Annotated in this window: 16 protein-coding genes and 1 pseudogene; 4 read left to right on the plus strand and 13 right to left on the minus strand. The window is 74.7% G+C overall.

Features of this window, described 5'->3' with window-relative positions; all coding sequences use genetic code 11:
• Nucleotides 1–17 precede the first annotated feature (17 nt).
• The 6 genes and pseudogenes from GR130_RS26245 to GR130_RS26270 form a co-directional block, all read right to left on the minus strand.
• Nucleotides 18–698 (minus strand): ABC transporter ATP-binding protein, encoded by a 681-nt coding sequence (locus GR130_RS26245; RefSeq protein WP_159506998.1) that lies wholly within the window; start codon nt 696–698, stop codon nt 18–20.
• Nucleotides 691–1616, minus strand: a pseudogene (locus tag GR130_RS26250) (ABC transporter ATP-binding protein). The gene GR130_RS26245 and the pseudogene GR130_RS26250 overlap by 8 nt, the downstream one beginning before the upstream one ends.
• A 71-nt stretch (nt 1617–1687) precedes the next feature.
• Complete coding sequence (locus GR130_RS26255; protein ID WP_159506999.1) at nt 1688–2593, minus strand: ABC transporter permease; 906 nt, start codon at nt 2591–2593, stop codon at nt 1688–1690.
• Nucleotides 2586–3551: an ABC transporter permease gene (locus GR130_RS26260; RefSeq protein ID WP_159510227.1), complete on the minus strand. Its 966-nt coding sequence runs from the start codon at nt 3549–3551 to the stop codon at nt 2586–2588. Before GR130_RS26260 ends, GR130_RS26255 begins: the two co-directional genes overlap by 8 nt.
• Nucleotides 3552–3580: 29 nt before the next feature.
• Nucleotides 3581–5176 carry an ABC transporter substrate-binding protein gene (locus GR130_RS26265; RefSeq protein WP_159507000.1) on the minus strand — a complete coding sequence of 532 codons (1596 nt, stop codon included), beginning with the start codon at nt 5174–5176 and terminating at the stop codon, nt 3581–3583.
• Nucleotides 5177–5307: 131 nt separating this feature from the next.
• Nucleotides 5308–6534 (minus strand): S1 family peptidase, encoded by a 1227-nt coding sequence (locus tag GR130_RS26270; RefSeq protein WP_159507001.1) that lies wholly within the window; start codon nt 6532–6534, stop codon nt 5308–5310.
• A gap of 112 nt (nt 6535–6646) precedes the next feature.
• Between GR130_RS26270 and GR130_RS26275 the strand changes: the two genes are divergently transcribed.
• On the plus strand, nt 6647–7168 hold the full coding sequence (locus GR130_RS26275; protein WP_159507002.1) for a cell wall hydrolase: 522 nt from the start codon (nt 6647–6649) through the stop codon (nt 7166–7168).
• 69 nt (nt 7169–7237) lie between these two features.
• On the opposite strand, the gene GR130_RS26280 is transcribed toward GR130_RS26275, so the two are convergent.
• On the minus strand, nt 7238–8584 hold the full coding sequence (locus tag GR130_RS26280; RefSeq protein ID WP_159507003.1) for a hypothetical protein: 1347 nt from the start codon (nt 8582–8584) through the stop codon (nt 7238–7240).
• Nucleotides 8585–8801: 217 nt separating this feature from the next.
• Here GR130_RS26280 and GR130_RS26285 point away from each other — a divergent pair, with 217 nt between their 5' ends.
• Complete coding sequence (locus GR130_RS26285) at nt 8802–9362, plus strand: hypothetical protein (RefSeq protein WP_159507004.1); 561 nt, start codon at nt 8802–8804, stop codon at nt 9360–9362.
• Between the two features lie 110 nt (nt 9363–9472).
• Here the strand turns inward: GR130_RS26285 and GR130_RS26290 are convergent, their stop codons facing one another.
• The 3 genes from GR130_RS26290 to GR130_RS26300 are packed head-to-tail and all read right to left on the minus strand — an operon-like array spanning nt 9473 to nt 12821.
• A complete protein-coding gene (locus tag GR130_RS26290) occupies nt 9473–10618 on the minus strand; it encodes an acyl-CoA dehydrogenase family protein (RefSeq protein WP_159507005.1) in 1146 nt (381 codons plus the stop codon).
• Nucleotides 10615–11826 carry an acyl-CoA dehydrogenase family protein gene (locus GR130_RS26295; RefSeq protein ID WP_159507006.1) on the minus strand — a complete coding sequence of 404 codons (1212 nt, stop codon included), beginning with the start codon at nt 11824–11826 and terminating at the stop codon, nt 10615–10617. Before GR130_RS26295 ends, GR130_RS26290 begins: the two co-directional genes overlap by 4 nt.
• Nucleotides 11826–12821: an NADPH:quinone oxidoreductase family protein gene (locus GR130_RS26300; RefSeq protein WP_159507007.1), complete on the minus strand. Its 996-nt coding sequence runs from the start codon at nt 12819–12821 to the stop codon at nt 11826–11828. The genes GR130_RS26295 and GR130_RS26300 overlap by 1 nt, the downstream gene beginning before the upstream one ends.
• A gap of 199 nt (nt 12822–13020) precedes the next feature.
• Here GR130_RS26300 and GR130_RS26305 point away from each other — a divergent pair, with 199 nt between their 5' ends.
• On the plus strand, nt 13021–13914 hold the full coding sequence (locus tag GR130_RS26305; protein ID WP_159507008.1) for a helix-turn-helix transcriptional regulator: 894 nt from the start codon (nt 13021–13023) through the stop codon (nt 13912–13914).
• Here the strand turns inward: GR130_RS26305 and GR130_RS26310 are convergent.
• The 3 genes from GR130_RS26310 to GR130_RS26320 all read right to left on the minus strand — a co-directional run bounded on the left by GR130_RS26310 (nt 13852) and on the right by GR130_RS26320 (nt 15446).
• Nucleotides 13852–14184: a hypothetical protein gene (locus GR130_RS26310; protein WP_201305005.1), complete on the minus strand. Its 333-nt coding sequence runs from the start codon at nt 14182–14184 to the stop codon at nt 13852–13854. The genes GR130_RS26305 and GR130_RS26310 overlap by 63 nt on opposite strands.
• Nucleotides 14185–14277: 93 nt before the next feature.
• Entirely contained in the window at nt 14278–14760 is a 483-nt protein-coding gene (locus GR130_RS26315) for a phosphatase domain-containing protein (protein WP_159507009.1), read from the minus strand.
• A 23-nt stretch (nt 14761–14783) separates the two neighbouring features.
• Nucleotides 14784–15446: a winged helix-turn-helix transcriptional regulator gene (locus tag GR130_RS26320; RefSeq protein ID WP_159507010.1), complete on the minus strand. Its 663-nt coding sequence runs from the start codon at nt 15444–15446 to the stop codon at nt 14784–14786.
• A gap of 112 nt (nt 15447–15558) precedes the next feature.
• Between GR130_RS26320 and GR130_RS26325 the strand changes: the two genes are divergently transcribed.
• Nucleotides 15559–16770 (plus strand): pyridoxal phosphate-dependent aminotransferase, encoded by a 1212-nt coding sequence (locus tag GR130_RS26325; RefSeq protein ID WP_159507011.1) that lies wholly within the window; start codon nt 15559–15561, stop codon nt 16768–16770.
• Nucleotides 16771–16946: the final 176 nt, after the last annotated feature.

Consider the following 16946-nt stretch of genomic DNA (forward strand, 5'->3'; position numbering starts at 1 on the left):
ATCGTAGGCGGCGGTGATCAGCGGGCGGGCGGCATTTCCGGGGAGCCGCCCAACTCGGCCCAGCGGACCGTCCGGTCGCACCAGCGCTCCAGGAGGGTGCGGTCATGGCCGACCGCGAGCAGTCCGGCGCCGCTCTCCCTGCGGTACGACTCCACGACGGCCACCAGCGCCGCGGTGGTGGAGGCGTCCAGCATCGCGGTCATCTCGTCGCAGATCAGCCAGCGCGGCCGCAGCACCAGGGCGCGGGCCAGGCAGGCGCGTTGCAGCTGGCCGTCGCTGACCTCGTGCGGGCGGCGGGCGAGCAGGTCGGCGCCGAGGCCGACCCGGTCCGCCAACTCCCCTACCCGGCACGGGATCTCGGCTCGGCGGCCGGTGGCGCGCAGCGGCTCGGCGATCAGCTCGGCGAGGCGCAGGCGGGGATCCGCGGAGAGCCGGGGCTGCTGGAACAGCACGCCGAAGGCGGTGCGCAGGTCCCGGGGTGCGCGGTGCCGCCAGCCGCGGGCGGGCTCGCCGTCCACGGTCACGGTGCCGGCGTCGGGCCGGTGCAGCAGGGCGGCGACCCGCGCCAGGGTGGACTTGCCGCAGCCGCTGGGACCCAGCAGTCCGACCGCCTCCCCGGGGGCGATGGTGAGCGAGAGGCCGCGGACGGCCGGGGCGCGGCGGTCGTATCCGGCCGTGATGCCGCGCAGTTCAAGCATGGCGTGCGTCCTCTTCCGCCGTGACCGGGTGGTGGCAGGCGACGCCGTCGTAGGGGGCGGGGACCTGCGCGCAGCGGGCGGTGGCCCGGTCGCAGCGGGCGGCGTAGGCACAGCCGTCCGGCAGCGCACCGAGTTCGGGCGGCATGCCGGGGATGGGGGTGAAGGCCCGGTCGGGCAGCGCGGCGAGCAGTCCGCGGGCGTAGGGGTGCCGGGGTCCGGGGGTGCCGAAGAACCGTGGTGCGTCGGCGAGTTCGACGATCCGGCCGGCGTACATCACGGCGACCCGGTCGGCGATCCGCTCGGCCGCCGCCAGGTCATGAGTGATCATCAGCAGTGCGCGGTCGCCGCCGGTGTGCCGCTTGAGTTCGTCGACCGTACGGTCCACCAGTGGGCGGTCCAGGCCGGTGGTCGGCTCGTCGGCGAGCAGCAGCGGCGCGTCGCCGACCAGCGCGAGCGCGGTCGCGGCGCGCTGGGCCAGGCCGCCGGAGAGCTGGTGGGGGTGACGGTCGAGGTGGTCCGACGGGAAGGCGGCGCGCCCGGCGGCCCGCTCCGCCGCCGCCCGCAGCTCCACCCGCCCCCTGACTCCAGCCAACTCCCTTACTGCTTCTCCAGTTGGGCGCGTACGGTGCGTACGGGGGTGAGGTGCGCGGCCGGGCTCTGCGGTACGAGACCGATGCGCCGGCCGCGAATCGACCGGGCCAGCTCGGCCTCGGACGCGGTCAGCAGCTCGGTCTCCGCGCGGCCGGCGGACAGCAGCGCCGTACCGGCCGTCTGCGCGTTGCCGGGCAGCAGTCCGAGCAGCGCCGACGCCAGCACGGACTTGCCGCAGCCGCTCTCCCCGACCAGGGCCAGGCACTCCCCCGGCGCCAGCGCGAAGGTGGCATCGGTGACCGCGGCGACCGACCGGCCGCCGGGCATCCGGAAGCGGACGGACAGCCCGCGGACGGACAGCACGGGCCGGCCGCCGGCGCCCGTGGGGTCGGTGGCGGTCACAGCATCAGCTCCGATCGGCGGCGCGGGTTGATCCGCTCCCGCCAGGCGCCGGCCAGGCCCGCGACGGCGAGGGTGGGGACGATGAGGAACAGGCCCGGGAAGAGCGTGGGCCACCAGGCCCCGGCCAGCAGGGAGCCGCGGGCGGCGTTGGCCATGATGCCCAGGCTCGCCTCGTGGGCGGGCAGCCCCAGGCCCAGGAACGACAGCGCGGACTCGTGCCAGATGGCGTGCGGGACCATGAGGACGGCGGCGAGTCCGGCCTGCGGGAGTACGGCGGGCAGGAGGTGACGGGCCATCACCCGCCGGCGGGAGGCGCCGCCGGTGAGTGCCGCGTCGAGATACGGCCGGGAGCGCAGCGAGAGCACCTCGGCGCGGACGATGCGGGCGGTCGACAGCCAGTGCGTCAGCGCCACCGAGACGATCACCGGCCAGACGCCGGGCCGGAACATCGCCACGACGAAGATGCCCAGCAGCAGGTGCGGCACGGAGGAGAAGAGGTCGACCACCCGCATCACGGCGCGGTCGGCCCAGCCCCCGAGGGCGCCGGCCAGCGCGCCGACGGCGGTGCCGAGGACGCTTGCGGCCAGCGCCGCGACCACTCCGACCAGCAGCGACACCCGCAGCCCGTGGACGCAGCGCAGCAGCAGGTCGCGGCCGACCTCGTCGGTGCCGAACGGATGGGCCGCGGAGGGGGGTTGGAGCTTTTCGGCCAGGGCCACCGCCTGCGGGTCCAGAGGGAGGAGCGGCGGGACGACGAGCACGGCGAGGACGACGAGCGCCAGCAGTCCGGCGCAGACCCGCACCCGCAGGGCGCGCGCCGTACGGCCGCCGGCCGCGCGTCCCGCGGTCGGCACATCGCGCCAACCACCATGCGCATCAAGGGACTTGGCGGTGTCAGCCATCGAACCCCACCCTCGGGTCGGCCAGTCCGTACAGCAGGTCGGACAGCAGGTTGCCGGCCAGCACGGCGGCGGTGGCGAGCACCGTCAGCGCGGCCAGCAGCGGGAAGTCCACGCCGGTGGCCGCCTGGACGGTGGCGGCGGCGATGCCCGGCCAGCTGAAGACGGTCTCGACCAGCAGCGCACCGGTGATCAGTTCCGGGACCCGGGAGCCGACGAGGGTCAGCACCGGCAGCAGTCCGCAGCGCAGCGCGTGCCCGAGCAGTACGGTCCGCTCCCGCAGCCCGCGCGCCCGGGCGCCGCGTACCGGGTCCTCGTCCAGCGCGTCGCCGACGCCCTGCCGTACGTAGAGCACGAACCACGGGAGCTGGGAGACGGCCAGCACCAGCGCGGGCAGCAGCGCATGGCGGGCGATCTGGCCCGCGGTGGCGACGTCGCTGCCGGTGTCGGTGAGTCCGCCGGCCGGCAGCACGCCCAGTTCGATCGCGCCCAGCCAGACGGCGAGCAGTCCGAGCCAGAACGGCGGCGCGGCTTCGAGGGTGTAGGCGGCGGACGTGACCGCGCGGTCGAGCGGGCCGCCGCGGCGCCGGGCGGCCAGCACGCCGAGCAGGGTGCCGGCGAGCACGGCGAGCGTGAAGGCGAGGGCGCACAGCAGCACGGACCAGCCGATGCGTTCGCCGATGACCTGGGAGACCGGGGCGCGCAGCGCGGCCGAGTCGCCGAGGTCGCCGGTGAGGGCGCCGGTCAGCCAGTCCCACCAGCGGGCGAGCAGCGGGCGGTCGGCGCCGAGGTTGTGCCGGAGCTGGTCGAGGTTGTGCTGCGAGGCGGTCAGCCCGGCGGTGCCGGCGTACGCCTGCACCGGGTCGAAGGGCGAGGCCGCGGCGATCGCGAACACCCCGAGGGTGACGGCGAGCAGGACCGGCACGGCGAGCAGCGCCCGCCGTGCGGTCATCCGCGCCATCGGCCCCCAGGGCGGCGAGGACAGGGCGGTCACTTCGCGGGCTGCCAGTCCTCTGCGTTCCACCAGGGGCCGGAGGCCAGTCCGTGGTCGTGCGGCTCGACCTGGGTGGTCAGGCCCTGCCAGCGGTCGGCGATGACGTAGAGGTGGTCGACGTGGGTGAGGAAGACGTAGGCGGGGTTCTCGGCCAGGCGCCGCTGAATGGTGTCGTAGGCGGCCTTGCGGGCGGCCCGGTCGTCGGTGCGGCGGGCCGCGACCAGCTGCTCGTCGACGGTGGCGTCGGCGTACCGCGACATGTTGTTGAAGCCGTCGCCGGCGAGCGAGGAGTGCAGCAGCAGGTACTGGTCGAAGTCGGGGTCGGCAGGGCTGCCGCCGCCGGCGAGCACCGCGTCCTGCTTCATGTGCGGTGCGATGGCCTCCCAGGTGCCGGACTCGACCCTGGCCTCGATGCCGGCCTTCCTGGCGTCCGAGGCGAAGGCCAGCGCGTGCTCCTGGCGGAGCGTGTCGCCGGAGAGGTACCAGAGGGTGAAGGAGGCGCGGCGGCCGTCCTTCTCCCGGATGCCGTCGAGGCCCTCCGTCCAGCCCGCGCCGTCGAGGATGCGCCGCGCCTCGGCGAGGTCGTACGGGCGCTCGGTGCCCTTGGCGAACCACGGGCTGTCGGTGGGCACCGGCCCGTAGGCCGGCTTGCCGGCGCCGCTCAGGATGCCCTTGACCATGGCCCGGCGGTCCACCGCGAGGTCCAGTGCCCGGCGTACGGCCCGGTCGCCGGTGACCGGGTTGGCGCCGGGCAGGGTGACGTTGCGGTAGTCGAAGGTCTTGGCGGCGAGGGTGGTACGGCCCTTGTCGGCCTTGAAGGCGGCGGCGAGGTCGGGCGGCAGGATGGCGCCGTCGAGGTCGCCGGAGCGCAGCCGGGTGGCGCGGATGTCGTCGTCCTTGACGACCGCCATGGTGAGGCGCTTCACCTTGGGCACCCCGCCCCAGTAGTGGGGGTTGGCGGTGAAAGTGAGCTTCTCGCCCTTGGACCAGTCGGTGAGGACGTACGGCCCGGTGCCGATCGGCCTGGTGGTGAAGGAGCCGGTGTTGACGTCCTGCTCGCCCGCGATGTGCCGGGGGGCGATGGGCAGCACGGTGCGCTCGGCGAACGGCGCGTAGGGGTACTTGAGATGGAAGACGACGGTCCGGTCGTCCTTCTTCTCCACCTTCTCGATGGCGTCCAGTTCGGCCTTGGAGGCGTTGTTGGTCTTCGCGTCGAGGATGGTGCGGTAGGTGAAGACCACGTCGTCGGCGGTGAAGGGCTTGCCGTCGCTGAACGTGACGCCCCGGCGGAGCGGGTAGGTGTAGGTTGTACCGCCGTCGGTGACCTTGGGGAGGGCGGCGGCGAGGGCGGGCCGGAGCGCCATCCCGGCGTCGTGGGTGAGCAGTCCGTCGAAGATCTTGGAGTTGCCGTCCTTGCCGTAGCCCAGCAGCGGGCTGAGCGTCTCCGGTTCGTGGGCGATCCCGACGACGGCGGAGTCCGCGGCCCTGCCGGCGCCGCGGCCGTCGTCCGGTGCCGCGCAGGCCGTCGCCGCGAGCGCCATGGTGGCCGCCGTGGCCGCGGCGACCGCTCCCCGTATGGACCGGGCCGTCATGCCCACACCCCTTTGAAGATCGACTGTTATTGCGCATTGCTCGCAATTGAGCAGCTGCCATTAAACAGCACGTAAAGGCATGGTCATGAATCGGTCCGGGGCTGCCGTCCGGGGACGCCCCGGGCCGGGGCTCACGGGGTGCCGGTCACCAGCCGCAGATCCCACTTCTCCAGCGCTTCCTGGATCGGCTGGAAGATGGTGACGGTGTCCCCGCCGGTCTTGCAGGTCGCGGCACCGCCGCCGGAGTGCACCCCTACGGCCTTCGGGGCGCCGGGTTGCGAGACGTACGATCCGCCCGAATCCCCAGCCGCCGAGCAGGCGTTGGTGAAGGACAGCCCGTTGACGACGGCGGTGCCGTAGTCCACGGTCTGCCCGGTGCGGGTGATCTCACCGCAGCGCCACCCGCTGGTCTGGCCCGAGTGGCAGACCGACGTCCCGACGATGCCCTCCTGGGCACCGGTGACGGCGACCGGGCTGCCGCCCTGGCCCGCCACCGCCGAACTCAGCCGCCAGTCCGGCTGGTTGACCGTGACCAGCCCGAAGTCGCCGTCGTGCCCGTTGACGCTGTGCGCCCCGCCCTCGTTCGAGATCCCCATCAGGCTGCCGTCCTTGCCGTACGCCGGCAGGTCGGGCTTGAGGGTGCAGTGACCCGCCGTCAGAAAGCCGCGGTAGCTGCCCGGACCGGTCACCGAGAAGCCGATGGAGCAGATGCCCTCGGTGCCCGGCATCCAGCGCTGGCCGCCGACGACCGTGCCGCTCTGCTGGCGCGGCGCCTGGTCGCTGCGCTCGACGGTGACCGGGACCCGCGAGCGGACGGCGACCTGCCGTACCGCGCTTTCGAAACCGGCGGTCCGCTTGGTCCGCGCCGCGCGGTCGACCCGGACCACGACCCCGTTGGCGCGCTCGTCCACGCCCCAGCCGGTGACGCCCGGTACGCCGCGGCCGGCCCGTTCCGCGATCTGCCGCACCACCCCGTTGAGCGTGGCCCGGCTGTGCCGGACGACCTTGGGCACCGCCCCCGCGGCCCGGACGCGGCGGACGTCGGCGGCGTTGGTCACCGCGACGACGAGCTTGCCGGTCTGCTTGTCGAACCACATCCCGGCGGGCGGCACGGCCAGCGCCCGGCGCACCGCGAGGGAGGTGTGCTGCGCCTCGGCCTCCTGCGCGAGCCGGGTTCGCGCCTGAGCCGGCGTCAGCCCCAGGTCGCGGCGCATCGCATCCAGCATGCCGCGCTGCGAGGGCTGGGGACTGGGGTCGGACTGCGGCAGGGCGTGTGCCGGACTGTGCGGTGCGACGGCCGCCAGCATGGCGACCACGGCCGCACTCCACAGAGCGGCCTTGCGAAAGCGGCGTTCCATCGGGGATCTCCTCGCGGTGTCGAGTACACGTCGGATCCGGCCGGGCTCAGGCCCCCAGACTCCTCGACCCCGCGACAGGCGGCACGGGAGAGAGCACCTGCATGATGGGCCGGTGCCCTCCGACGCCCGTCCCCAAGTCCCCTCCGTGCGCGGCCCGGTCGCCTTCGACGCGCTGCCCGGGGCGCTGCGCAACGTCGCCTACTCGGGCGTCCGCCATCCGGGAGCGACGCCACCTGAATGCCCGTCATACGCGGCGGACGGGAACTCCGCCCTCACCGGCGGCGCCAACTGCCAGCGCTACGCCTACGCCGTCCTGCGCCACTTCGGCCTGCTGGTCCCCCCGTTGCGCTCGGCCGAACTCTGGGCGGACCGGGACGCGACCCGGCCGGCCGACCCGACCCGCCCGCTGGACCTGGTCCTCTTCGACGCCGGCCCGGTCGCGGACCGGCCGCCGGGCTACGGCGCGCACGTGGGCGTCCACCTGGGACCCGACCAAGTGCTGCACCTGTGCCGGGAGGTGGGCCGGCCGGCCGTGTGGCGCTACGCCGACTTCGCGGCCCGGCCGCGCTATGCGCGCTTCCTGGGTGCCAAGCGGGTGGTGGTGGCCAACTCCGGTGCGGAGGGCGGCTGTTAGCGGGTGACCTGCCGGGGCATACGAGGAGCCCGGCCCCTGGAGAGGAGCCGGGCCCGGGGCGGTACCGGGTCAGAAGTCGCCGCCGAAGCCTCCGTCGCCGCCTCCGAAGCCGCCGTCACCGCCGAACCCGCCGCTGAAGTCGTCGGGGTTGAAGTCGGCGCCGGTGACCTCGCCGCCGTCGGCGCCTTGATAGCCGCCGAAGTCGGCTCCGTAGGCGGGCGTGGACGCCATCATGTGGCCGAGCACGGTGCCGGCCAGGAGGCCGGGGAGCAGCCCGCTGCCGAAGTAGCCGCCGGCCCAGGGGCCGTAGGCGGGTCCCGCGTCCCAGTAGGGGCGGTCGCCCTGCGGGGTGCGGACCGTGCGGGCCAGCGGCTCGCGGCCCTCGTCCAGGCGGGTCTTGTCCGCGGCGCAGACCGGGACGGTGCGCTCGGCGCCGCCGGACGGGGCCCAGGCCACGTCGACGGCGGACGGGCCGTGCCGCGGGTCGAAGAAGCACGGCGGCCGGCGCTCGGGCAGCGGCCTGCCCTCGCGGCGGGCGGCCAGCGTGGCGAGCGAGAAGCGGCCGTCCTCCAGCTCCTTGGTGACGGCCTGCACGTCGCCGGGGTGCTCGGCCGCGGCCATCGCCGACTTGGCGTCCTCGTAGGCGTCCAGGGCGTGGGTGTAGTCGGCGCGCATCGCGTCGTCGGCGCCGGGCTCGCCGGGGTCGAAGTCGAGCCGGTCCAGCTCCTCGCCGAAGGCGGTGATGTCCTCGTCGACCACCACCCGCAGGTCTTCGAGGGCGGCGCGCTCCGCCTCGGCGCGCCGGCGGCGGTTGCGGCGGGCGATGGCGTAGGCACCGCCGCCACCGATGACGATCAGTGCGCCGATGCCGATCGCGGTACCGGTGTCGAAGCCGGTGCCGCCGGTGCCGCCCCATGAGGACGGGGCGTGGCCGCGCGCCTCGCCGGCCGCCGTGTCGACGAAGCTGTTGAGGCGCTCGGCGACGGTCGGGTACGCGGAGCGGTTGACCGCGCCGACCAGGTTCTGGACGGCGCTGCGCGGCATGACGCGGGGGTCGGCGCCGGCGTTGAAGGCGTTGCCGAGTTCGACCGCGTAGACGCCGCTGATGCCGACCTTGGTGCGCAGGTCCCGGAGCAGCGTCCGGGGCTGGTAGTCGGAGGCGCGGGGCAGGACGGCGACGAAGACCGGCTTGCCGGAGTCCTTGATCTTCTTGGCGAGGGCATCCGCCTGGCTGGCCGAAAACTGACCCGAGGCCCGGGGGTCCACGTAGACGGGCCCTTTGCGCAGCGCGGCCGCCGCCTCGTCCAGCCCACCTGCGGCATACGCACCCGGTGCGGCCACCGCGGCCACCGCCAGCAGAGCGGCCAGCAGCAGGAGAACCGGTCCGATCAGCACACGCCGGGTTGCGGTCTTCATGGCTTCGACGCTACCCGAACCGCACTTTCAAGACACCCTCCGACGGTGACCGGCGGCACACCGGGAAGGGCCCGCCGGCGGCGCAGTATGCACGCCTTTTCCGGCCCTGTCGCGCGGGAGCTGCCCGGCCGGGTGGTCGCTCCGCGTGCCGTTTTTGATGATCAAGGTCACCGGGGATGTTCCGGCTCGTCCCTCCCCCGAGGATAAGGAGGACACGATGGGCAGGGCCGCCGAGATGGCCAACTCCCTCGCCATCACCGTCGCCGCCACCGCTGTCGGCTGCATGCTGGTTCTCGATCTCGCCCCCTCGCACCACCCCGGCTTCCAGAAGACCCCGCTCCCGACCTCCGACCCCGCCGGTGCCGCCCTCGTCGACGACACCGGCGCCGTCCGGGGCGGCTCGGCCGCCCGCGCCTCGACCACCGCGCTGGGTGCCATCGCCCGCGCCCCCGGGCGGCCCGGGACCGGACCGCCGCCGGCCGGGCGGATCCACGTCACCACCCCCACCGGCCCGATCAGCCTGCGGGCGCACGGCAGCTTCCCGGTGGCCTGGACGAACACCACCGGTGCCGACGTGGACGTCTGGCTGAACGCGGCGGCGGGCCGCGGTCGCGCCCAGCGGCTGGCGCGGGTCTCCCCGCGGGCCGGGTCCGCGGCGGCCGGCGAGGCGATCGTCACCCTGCCGCGGGTGCGGCCCGGCCCCGCGTACTCCGTGGAGGTGGTCGCCGGCGACGGAGCGGTCCATGCCTACAGCAAGCCGTTCGCCGTCACCGACTGAGTGCGCGGCCGGCCGGGCCGCCAACCGGCGTGCGCCACCGGCCCGTTGGATCCACCGCGGCGCCGGCCGGACCGGTGGCGGCGCGGCGGATCCCGGAACCCGGACGCCGGCTACGGAGCGGCCAGGTCGACCAGTGCGGCCAGCGCGTCCCGGTGCCGCCCCGGCGTGCCGAGGGCGAGTTCATCGCTCTTGGCGCGCTTGAGGAAGAGATGCGCAGGGTGCTCCCAGGTCATGCCGATGCCGCCGTGCAGCTGGATGCACTCCTCGGCGGCGTGCACCGCCACCGGTGCGCAGTACGCCTGCGCCACCGCGACCGCCACCGGGGCGTCGGAACTGCCGCTCGCCAGCGCGTCGGCGGCGTTGCGGGCGGCGGCGCGGGCCGAGCCGACCTCCAGCCACAGCGCGGCCATCCGGTGCTTGAGCGCCTGGAACGAGCCGACCGGGCGGCCGAACTGGGTGCGCTCGGCGGTGTGCCGCACGGTCTCGGTCAGACACCACTCGGCGATGCCCAGCTGCTCCGAGGCGAGCAGGCCCGCCCCGGTGAGCAGCGCGCGGTCCACCGCGGCCCGGGCCCGCTCGCCGGTGGCCAGCGGGCGTCCGGGGGCCCGGTCGAAGGCGAGGTGCGCGAGGGGGCGGGTGAGGTCGAGCGGGGTGACGGCCTCGGCCCGTACGCCCGGCGCACCGGCGTCGACCGCGTAGAGGGCCGGGCCGTCGGGCCCCTCGGCCGGCACGAGCAGCAGCCCGGCGCCCGCCGCGTCCGCGACCGAGCCGACCCGGCCGGTCAGCGCGCCGGCGGCGTCGGCCCGTACGGTCGGCGCGCCACTCCCGCCGGGCGCGGCCGGCAGCGGGACGGCCAGCGCGCCGGTGCCGCTGCCCTCGGCCAGCGCGGCCAGCGGCCCCGCGACCTCCTCCCGGGACGGGTCGCAGCCCAGCAGCGCGCTGACCGCGACCACCGCACTGGTCAGATACGGGACCGGTGCGACCGCGCGGCCCAGCTCCTCCAGGACGACGGCGGCCTCGCGGGCGCTCGCGCCCTGCCCGCCGAGCTTCTCCGGGACCAGCAGCCCGGCGGTGCCGATGTCCACGGCGAGCGCCCGCCACAGCTCCGGGTCGTACGGCCGGCCGGACTCCGCGCCGGCGAGCACGGCGGCCGGATCGCAGCGGTCGGCGAGCAGCGCGCGGACCGCGGCGCGCAGCGCCTCCTCCTCGTCGCTGTAGAGGAGGTCGGGGTCCGGCATGTCGGTGGCGGTGGTCATCGGGGGAGGTCCTTCCACGCGACGTCCTTGTCGGTACGCGGCTCGGGCGGCAGGCCCAGCACGCGCTCGGCGACGATGTTGAGCAGCACTTCGGAGGTGCCTCCTTCGATGGAGTTCCCCTTGGCGCGCAGATAGCGGTAGCCGGCCTCGCGGCCCGTGAAGTCGACGCCTTCGGGGCGGCGCAGCGTCCAGTCGTCGTAGGCCAGCCCGTCCTCGGCCAGGAACTCCACCTCCCAGCCGCTGATCTGCTGGGCGAGCCGGGCGAAGGCCAGTTTCATCCCGCTGCCCTCGGGGCCGGGCTGGCCTTTCGTGAGCTGCTGGCGCAGCCGCTCGCCGGTGAGCCGGGCGACCTCTGCCTCCACCCACAGCGTCAGCAGCCGCCGGTGCAGGTCGTGGGTGCGCAGTTCGGGGCGGGCCCGCCAGCCGGCGGCGGCGACGCCGATCATGCTCCCCCTGCCTTCGGCGGGGGTGCCCCCACCCTCGCGGGGGGTGCGGACGCCGCCGATGGCGACCCGCTCGTTCATCAGCGTGGTCTGGGCGACCCGCCAGCCCTCGCCGACCTCGCCGAGCCGGTGCGCGTCCGGGATGCGCACGCCGGTCAGGAACACCTCGTTGAACTCGGCCTCGCCGGTGATCTGCCGCAGCGGGCGCACCTCGACGCCCGGGTCGGTCATATCGCAGACGAAGTAGCTGATGCCGCGGTGCTTGGGCACGTCGGGGTCGGTGCGCGCGATCAGGATCGCCCAGCGCGCCAGATGCGCGCTGGAGGTCCACACCTTCTGCCCGTCGACGATCCAGTCCCCGCCGTCGTCGCGTACCGCCCGGGTGGCGAGCGCGGCCAGGTCGGAGCCGGCGCCGGGCTCGCTGAAGAGCTGGCACCACACCTCCTCGCCGGTCCACAGCGGGCGCAGGAAGCGCCGCCGCTGCTCGTCGGTGCCGTAGCGCAGGATGGTGGGCGCGGCCATGCCGAGGCCGATGCCGATCCGGCCGGGGTCGTTCCCGGGGGCGCCGGCGGCTTCCAGCTCCGCGTCCACGACGGCCTGGAGGGCGCGGGGCGCGTCCAGTCCGCCGAGCCCTTCGGGGAAGTGGACCCAGGCCAGCCCGGCGTCGAAACGGGCCCGCAGGAAGTCCAGCCGGTCCGTGGCCCCCGGAGGGTTGGCGGCCAGCAACTCGGCGGTGCGCCGGCGCAGTTCGGCGGCGTCGGTCATCACGTCTCCTCCGTTCCGGGAACCACGACGAGACGCCCGACGGAGTCGCCGTCGGCGACCCGCTGGACGGCCTCGGCGGCGCCCGACAGCGGCACCCGGCCGCCGATCAGCGGTGTGACCGCCCCCTGGGCGGCGAGCTTGGTGAGTTCGTCGTGGCAGGTGGCGACGGCGGCCGGGTCCTTGGCGTTGTAGAGGCCCCAGTGCAGGCCCAGGACGGTGTAGTTCTTGACCAGGGCGTGGTTGAGGGCGGGGGTGGGGATGGTGCCGCTGGCGAAGCCGACGACGACGATACGGCCCTCGAAGGCGACGCACTTGGCGGACTGCGCGTACGCGTCGCCGCCGACCGGGTCGTAGACCACGTCGGCGCCCCGCCCGCCGGTGGCCTCCTTCACCGCCGCGATGATGTCGTCACGGCGCCGGTCGAGGACCACGTCGCAGCCCAACTCCCGGGCGGTACACGCCTTTTCGGCACCGCCGACGACGCCGATGACGCGCGCGCCGGCGGCCCTGCCCAGTTGCACGGCGGCGCTGCCGACCCCGCCGGCCGCGGCGTGCACCAGCAGCGTCTCGCCCGCCCGGATCCGGGCCCGGCGGTGCAGTCCGAACCAGCCGGTCTGGTAGCCGATGTGCAGCGCGGCGGCCTCGGCGTCGTCCAGCGCTTCGGGGGCGGGGCGCACCGTGGCCGCCTCGACCACCACGAACTCGGCGAAGCCGCCGTCGGGCAGCGGCGGCTGGGCCAGCACCCGCGCGCCGACCTCGCCGGCCGCCCCCTCCCCCGCGGCCAGCACCTCACCGCAGATCTCCACGCCCGGGGTGAACGGCAGCGGCGGCCGGACCTGGTAGTGGCCGCGGCACAGCAGCGCGTCCGGGAAGTTCACATTGGCGGCTCGGACCCCAAGCAGCAGCTGCCCCGGCCCCGGTCGCGGATCCGGCACCTCCGAGAGCCGCATCACCTCCCGCGGCTCGCCGTTCGCGTGTACGCGCCATGCCTTCACCTGATGCCTCCACAGACCTCGGTCACTCGGCTGGTGCGGGGCCGCAGCGGACCCTCGCCACGGGCATACTAAGCGGTCGGTATCCCTGACGGAACAGTCCCGGCCGACCCGCCGCGCGGGTTCCGCCGGCCGCCCGCCCCGCGAGCCTGGCACTGGCAGGGACAGGCTGCCCGCCGGCCGATGGCGGAGACTGGCCGGTATGGACTCACCCGCCACCGGCCCCACCGAACTGGGGGACTTTCTCCGCACCCGCCGCGCCCGGCTCCGGCCCGAGGACGTCGGCCTGGTCTCCTACGGGGTGCGCCGCCGGGTCCCCGGCCTGCGGCGCGAGGAACTCGCCCAGCTGGCCGGCGTCAGCGTGGCCTACTACACCCGCCTCGAACAGGGCCAGAGCCACCACGCCTCCGAGGGGGTGCTCGACGCACTGGCCCGCGCGCTCCGGCTGAGCCCCGACGAGCGCGCCCATCTGGACCAGCTGTCCCGCCCGGCGCGGACCCGCCGCCGCCCCGCGGTCCGCCACGACACGGCCCGGCCCGGTATCCGGCAGCTGCTCTCCGCCCTCGACGGCGTCCCCGCCGTGGCCCTCGGCCCCCGCTTCGAGGTGCTGGCCTGGAACCGCCTCGGCCACGCGCTGCTCGCCGGCCACCTCTGCTTCGACAGCCCCGCGCGCCCCCTGGACCGCCCCAACACCCAGCGGCTGTTCTTCCTCGACCCGCACACCCGCGAGCTCTACCCGGAACGCGAGCAGGAGGCCCGCCGCGCCGTCGCGTCCCTGCGGGTGGCCGCGGGACGGTTCCCCGACGACCCGCAACTCACGGAGCTCATCGGCGAGTTGTCCATGAAGAGCGCCGAGTTCAGCGCACTGTGGTCGCGCCATGCCGTCAGCAACTGCACCTTCGGCACCAAGCACTTCCACCATCCGCTGGTCGGCGCACTGACGCTGGACTTCGAGATGATGCACACCCCGGACGGCTCCGGCCAGGGCGTGCTGATGTACACCGCAGCGGAGGGCTCCCCGTCCGAGGCCGCGCTACGCCTGCTCGCCGCGGAACGCCGCCCAGACGCCCGGGTCCTCGAACCCGAGCGCCCATAGCCCGATCCCGCGCACCCCGTACTTCGCCGGCAGCGGCAGCTGGTCGCGTACGCCCCGCGCGTCCTGGTACCAGACCTGGTGCTCCTCGGCGCCCCGCACGTACCGGAAGTGGGGGGTGCCCGACGCCTCGTCGAAGTGGTACGCGGCCCCCGCCCGCCTGCGCAGCGCCTCGGCCTCGTGCCACGTCACATGCCCGGCCCGCCGGCCGCTGCCCGGCACCCAGTCCCACCCGTAGCCGGGGAAGGCCGGCTCGATCCGGTCCCGGGGCATGGTGGCCGTGGCGCCTCGCAGGATCTCCTCGCATCGTCCGACGGCGCCAGGAGCGCCGGCCCGGGGCAAGTCGTCGGCCGCCCGGCCCCCGTGTCAGGTACGGCCGGACCGCTGCTGGGCGTCCCGGAGCGTCGTGGACTGGGGTGCCCAGCGGGCCCGGACGACCCGGAAGCCGGCCTTCTCGCAGGCGTCGCAGACCAGTTCGTCGTCGTCGACGACATGGCGTATCTCGCGGTCGCGGGCGATGCGGTGCAGGATGTCCAGCTTGGTCTGCCGGGCCGGGCGGCGGTCCCGGTCGGGGCGCATCCACAGCGTGCCGTCGGGCAGGCCGTGCCGGGCGAGCCAGCCGAGCGTGTCCCGGCGGCAGCGTTCGGGGCGACCGGTGAGGTAGACGACCTCGCAGTCCTCGGCGTTGCGCAGGGCCAGGGCGACGCCCTCGGGGAGGGGCGGGTCCTCGGTGGCGGCGGCGAAGAAGGCGGTCCAGTCGCGCGGCCTGCGGCGCAGCAGGTGCTGCCGGTGGCCGCTGTCGGCGAGGGTGCCGTCGAGGTCGAAGACCGCCAGGGGGCGCGGCGTCATGAGGGGTCGTCCTCCGGAGGGGCTCAGGCGAGGGGCGCGGGCTCCGGGCGGCCTTCGGGGTGGGTGAGCGTGATGCGGCCGGAGTCGATGGCCTGGGCGAGCGAGAGCCGATCGTACGCGATGGCGGCGCAGGTCGCGGCGTCCAACGACAGGCGGACGTCGGGGAGTTCGGCGGGGCCGTCGGCATAGGCGGGGGTGGCGGTCTCCCCTTCTCCGTCTGCGCGGCCGGGGCCGAGGGTGATGTGGAAGGCGCCCTCGTCCAGGGCGATGTCGATGACGCGTACCGTGCCGTCCGTGAAGTGCCGGGCCAGCCGCGCCATGAGCGGTACCGCGAACCAGTGGGCGCGGACCGCGTCGGTGGGGCGCTGCTCGCCGAGGGCGGGGGCGCCCCAGTCGGCGAGGGCGGTCAGGGCCGGGAGGAGGGCGCGCCCGCGCGGGGTGAGTTCGTAGACGTAGGCGGCGCCGGGCGGCGGGAGGCGGCGGCGGGTGAGCAGGCCGTCGCGCTCCATGTCCTTGAGGCGGGAGGCGAGCATGTCGGTGCTGACGCCGGGCAGGTCGGCGTGCAGGTCCGTGTAGCGCCGGGAGCCGCCCAGGAGCTCCCGGACGATCAGCAGCGTCCAGCGGTCGCCGACGGCGTCCAGGGCTCGGGCGATGGCGCAGTACTGGTCATAGCTTCGGCGCGGCATGACACCAGGATAGACATGTGGTTGGATTTTCCAAGTTGGAAGTTGGGAAAACCAAGTACGGTGTCGACCACTGCCGCACCACGCGGCGGGCGAGAGACCGGGAGGCCGCCGCATGCAGTTCAAGCAGTCCAGCAAGATGGCCGACGTCTGCTACGAGATCCGCGGGCCGGTGATCGAGCACGCCGACGCGCTGGAGGAGGCGGGCCACAGCGTGCTGCGGCTGAACACCGGCAACCCGGCGCTGTTCGGCTTCGAATGTCCCGAGGAGATCCTCCAGGACATGATGCGCAACCTCTCCCGCGCACACGGCTACACCGATTCCCGCGGCATCCTCCCGGCCCGGCGGGCGGTCGCCCAGCGCTATCAGGAGGCCGGGCTGCCGGACGTCGGCGTCGACGACGTCTATCTCGGCAACGGCGTCTCGGAGCTGGTCTCGATGGCCGTCCAGGCACTGCTCGACGACGGTGACGAGGTGCTGATCCCGGCGCCGGACTTCCCCCTCTGGACGGCGGTCACCACCCTGGCCGGCGGCAAGGCGGTGCACTACCTCTGCGACGAGTCCGCCGACTGGCTGCCGGACCTCGACGACCTCGCCTCGAAGATCACCGACCGGACCCGGGCGATGGTCATCATCAACCCCAACAACCCGACGGGCGCCGTCTATCCGCGGGAGCTGCTGGAGGGCATGCTCGACCTGGCCCGCCGCCACCACCTGATGGTCTTCGCGGACGAGATCTACGACCGGATCCTGTACGACGACGAGGTCCACCACCACGCCGCGGCGCTCGCCCCCGACCTGGTGTGCCTGACCTTCAGCGGGCTGTCCAAGTCGTACCGGGTGGCCGGGTTCCGCTCCGGCTGGCTGGTCGTCTCCGGACCCAAGGAGCACGCCGCGGACTACCTGGAGGGGCTGGGTACCCTCGCCTCGATGCGGCTGTGCCCCAACGCCCCGGCGCAGTACGCGATCCAGGCGGCGCTCGGCGGCCGGCAGAGCATCCGGGACCTGGTGCTGCCGGGCGGCCGGCTGCGCGAGCAGCGCGACCGGGCCTGGGAGCGGCTGAACGAGATCCCGGGCGTCTCCTGCGTGAAGCCCCGGGGCGCGCTCTACGCGTTCCCGCGACTGGACCCCGCCGTGCACAAGATCCACGACGACGAGAAGTTCGTGCTCGACCTGCTGCTGCGGGAGAAGATCCAGGTCGTCCAGGGCACCGGCTTCAGCTGGCCGCGCCCGGACCACTTCCGGATCCTCACCCTCCCGCACGCGGACGACCTCGACGCGGCGATCAGCCGGATCGGGCGCTTCCTTGCGGGGTACCGGCAGTAGCGGCGGGGCGGGCGGCCGTCGCCCTCCCCCGGCGGCGGCCACAGGACACCCGAACGGGCGTACGGGTTTCTCCGCGCCCGACCCCCTCTTCACCAGGCCGGTCACCGGCCCGGGACCGCCCGCGGCGGACAGGCGCTCTTGAGCGCGACGTCCCCAGGGGCTTAGGTGGAGGACGG

The sequence above is a fragment of the Streptomyces sp. GS7 genome, assembly GCF_009834125.1.
Taxonomy (GTDB): domain Bacteria; phylum Actinomycetota; class Actinomycetes; order Streptomycetales; family Streptomycetaceae; genus Streptomyces.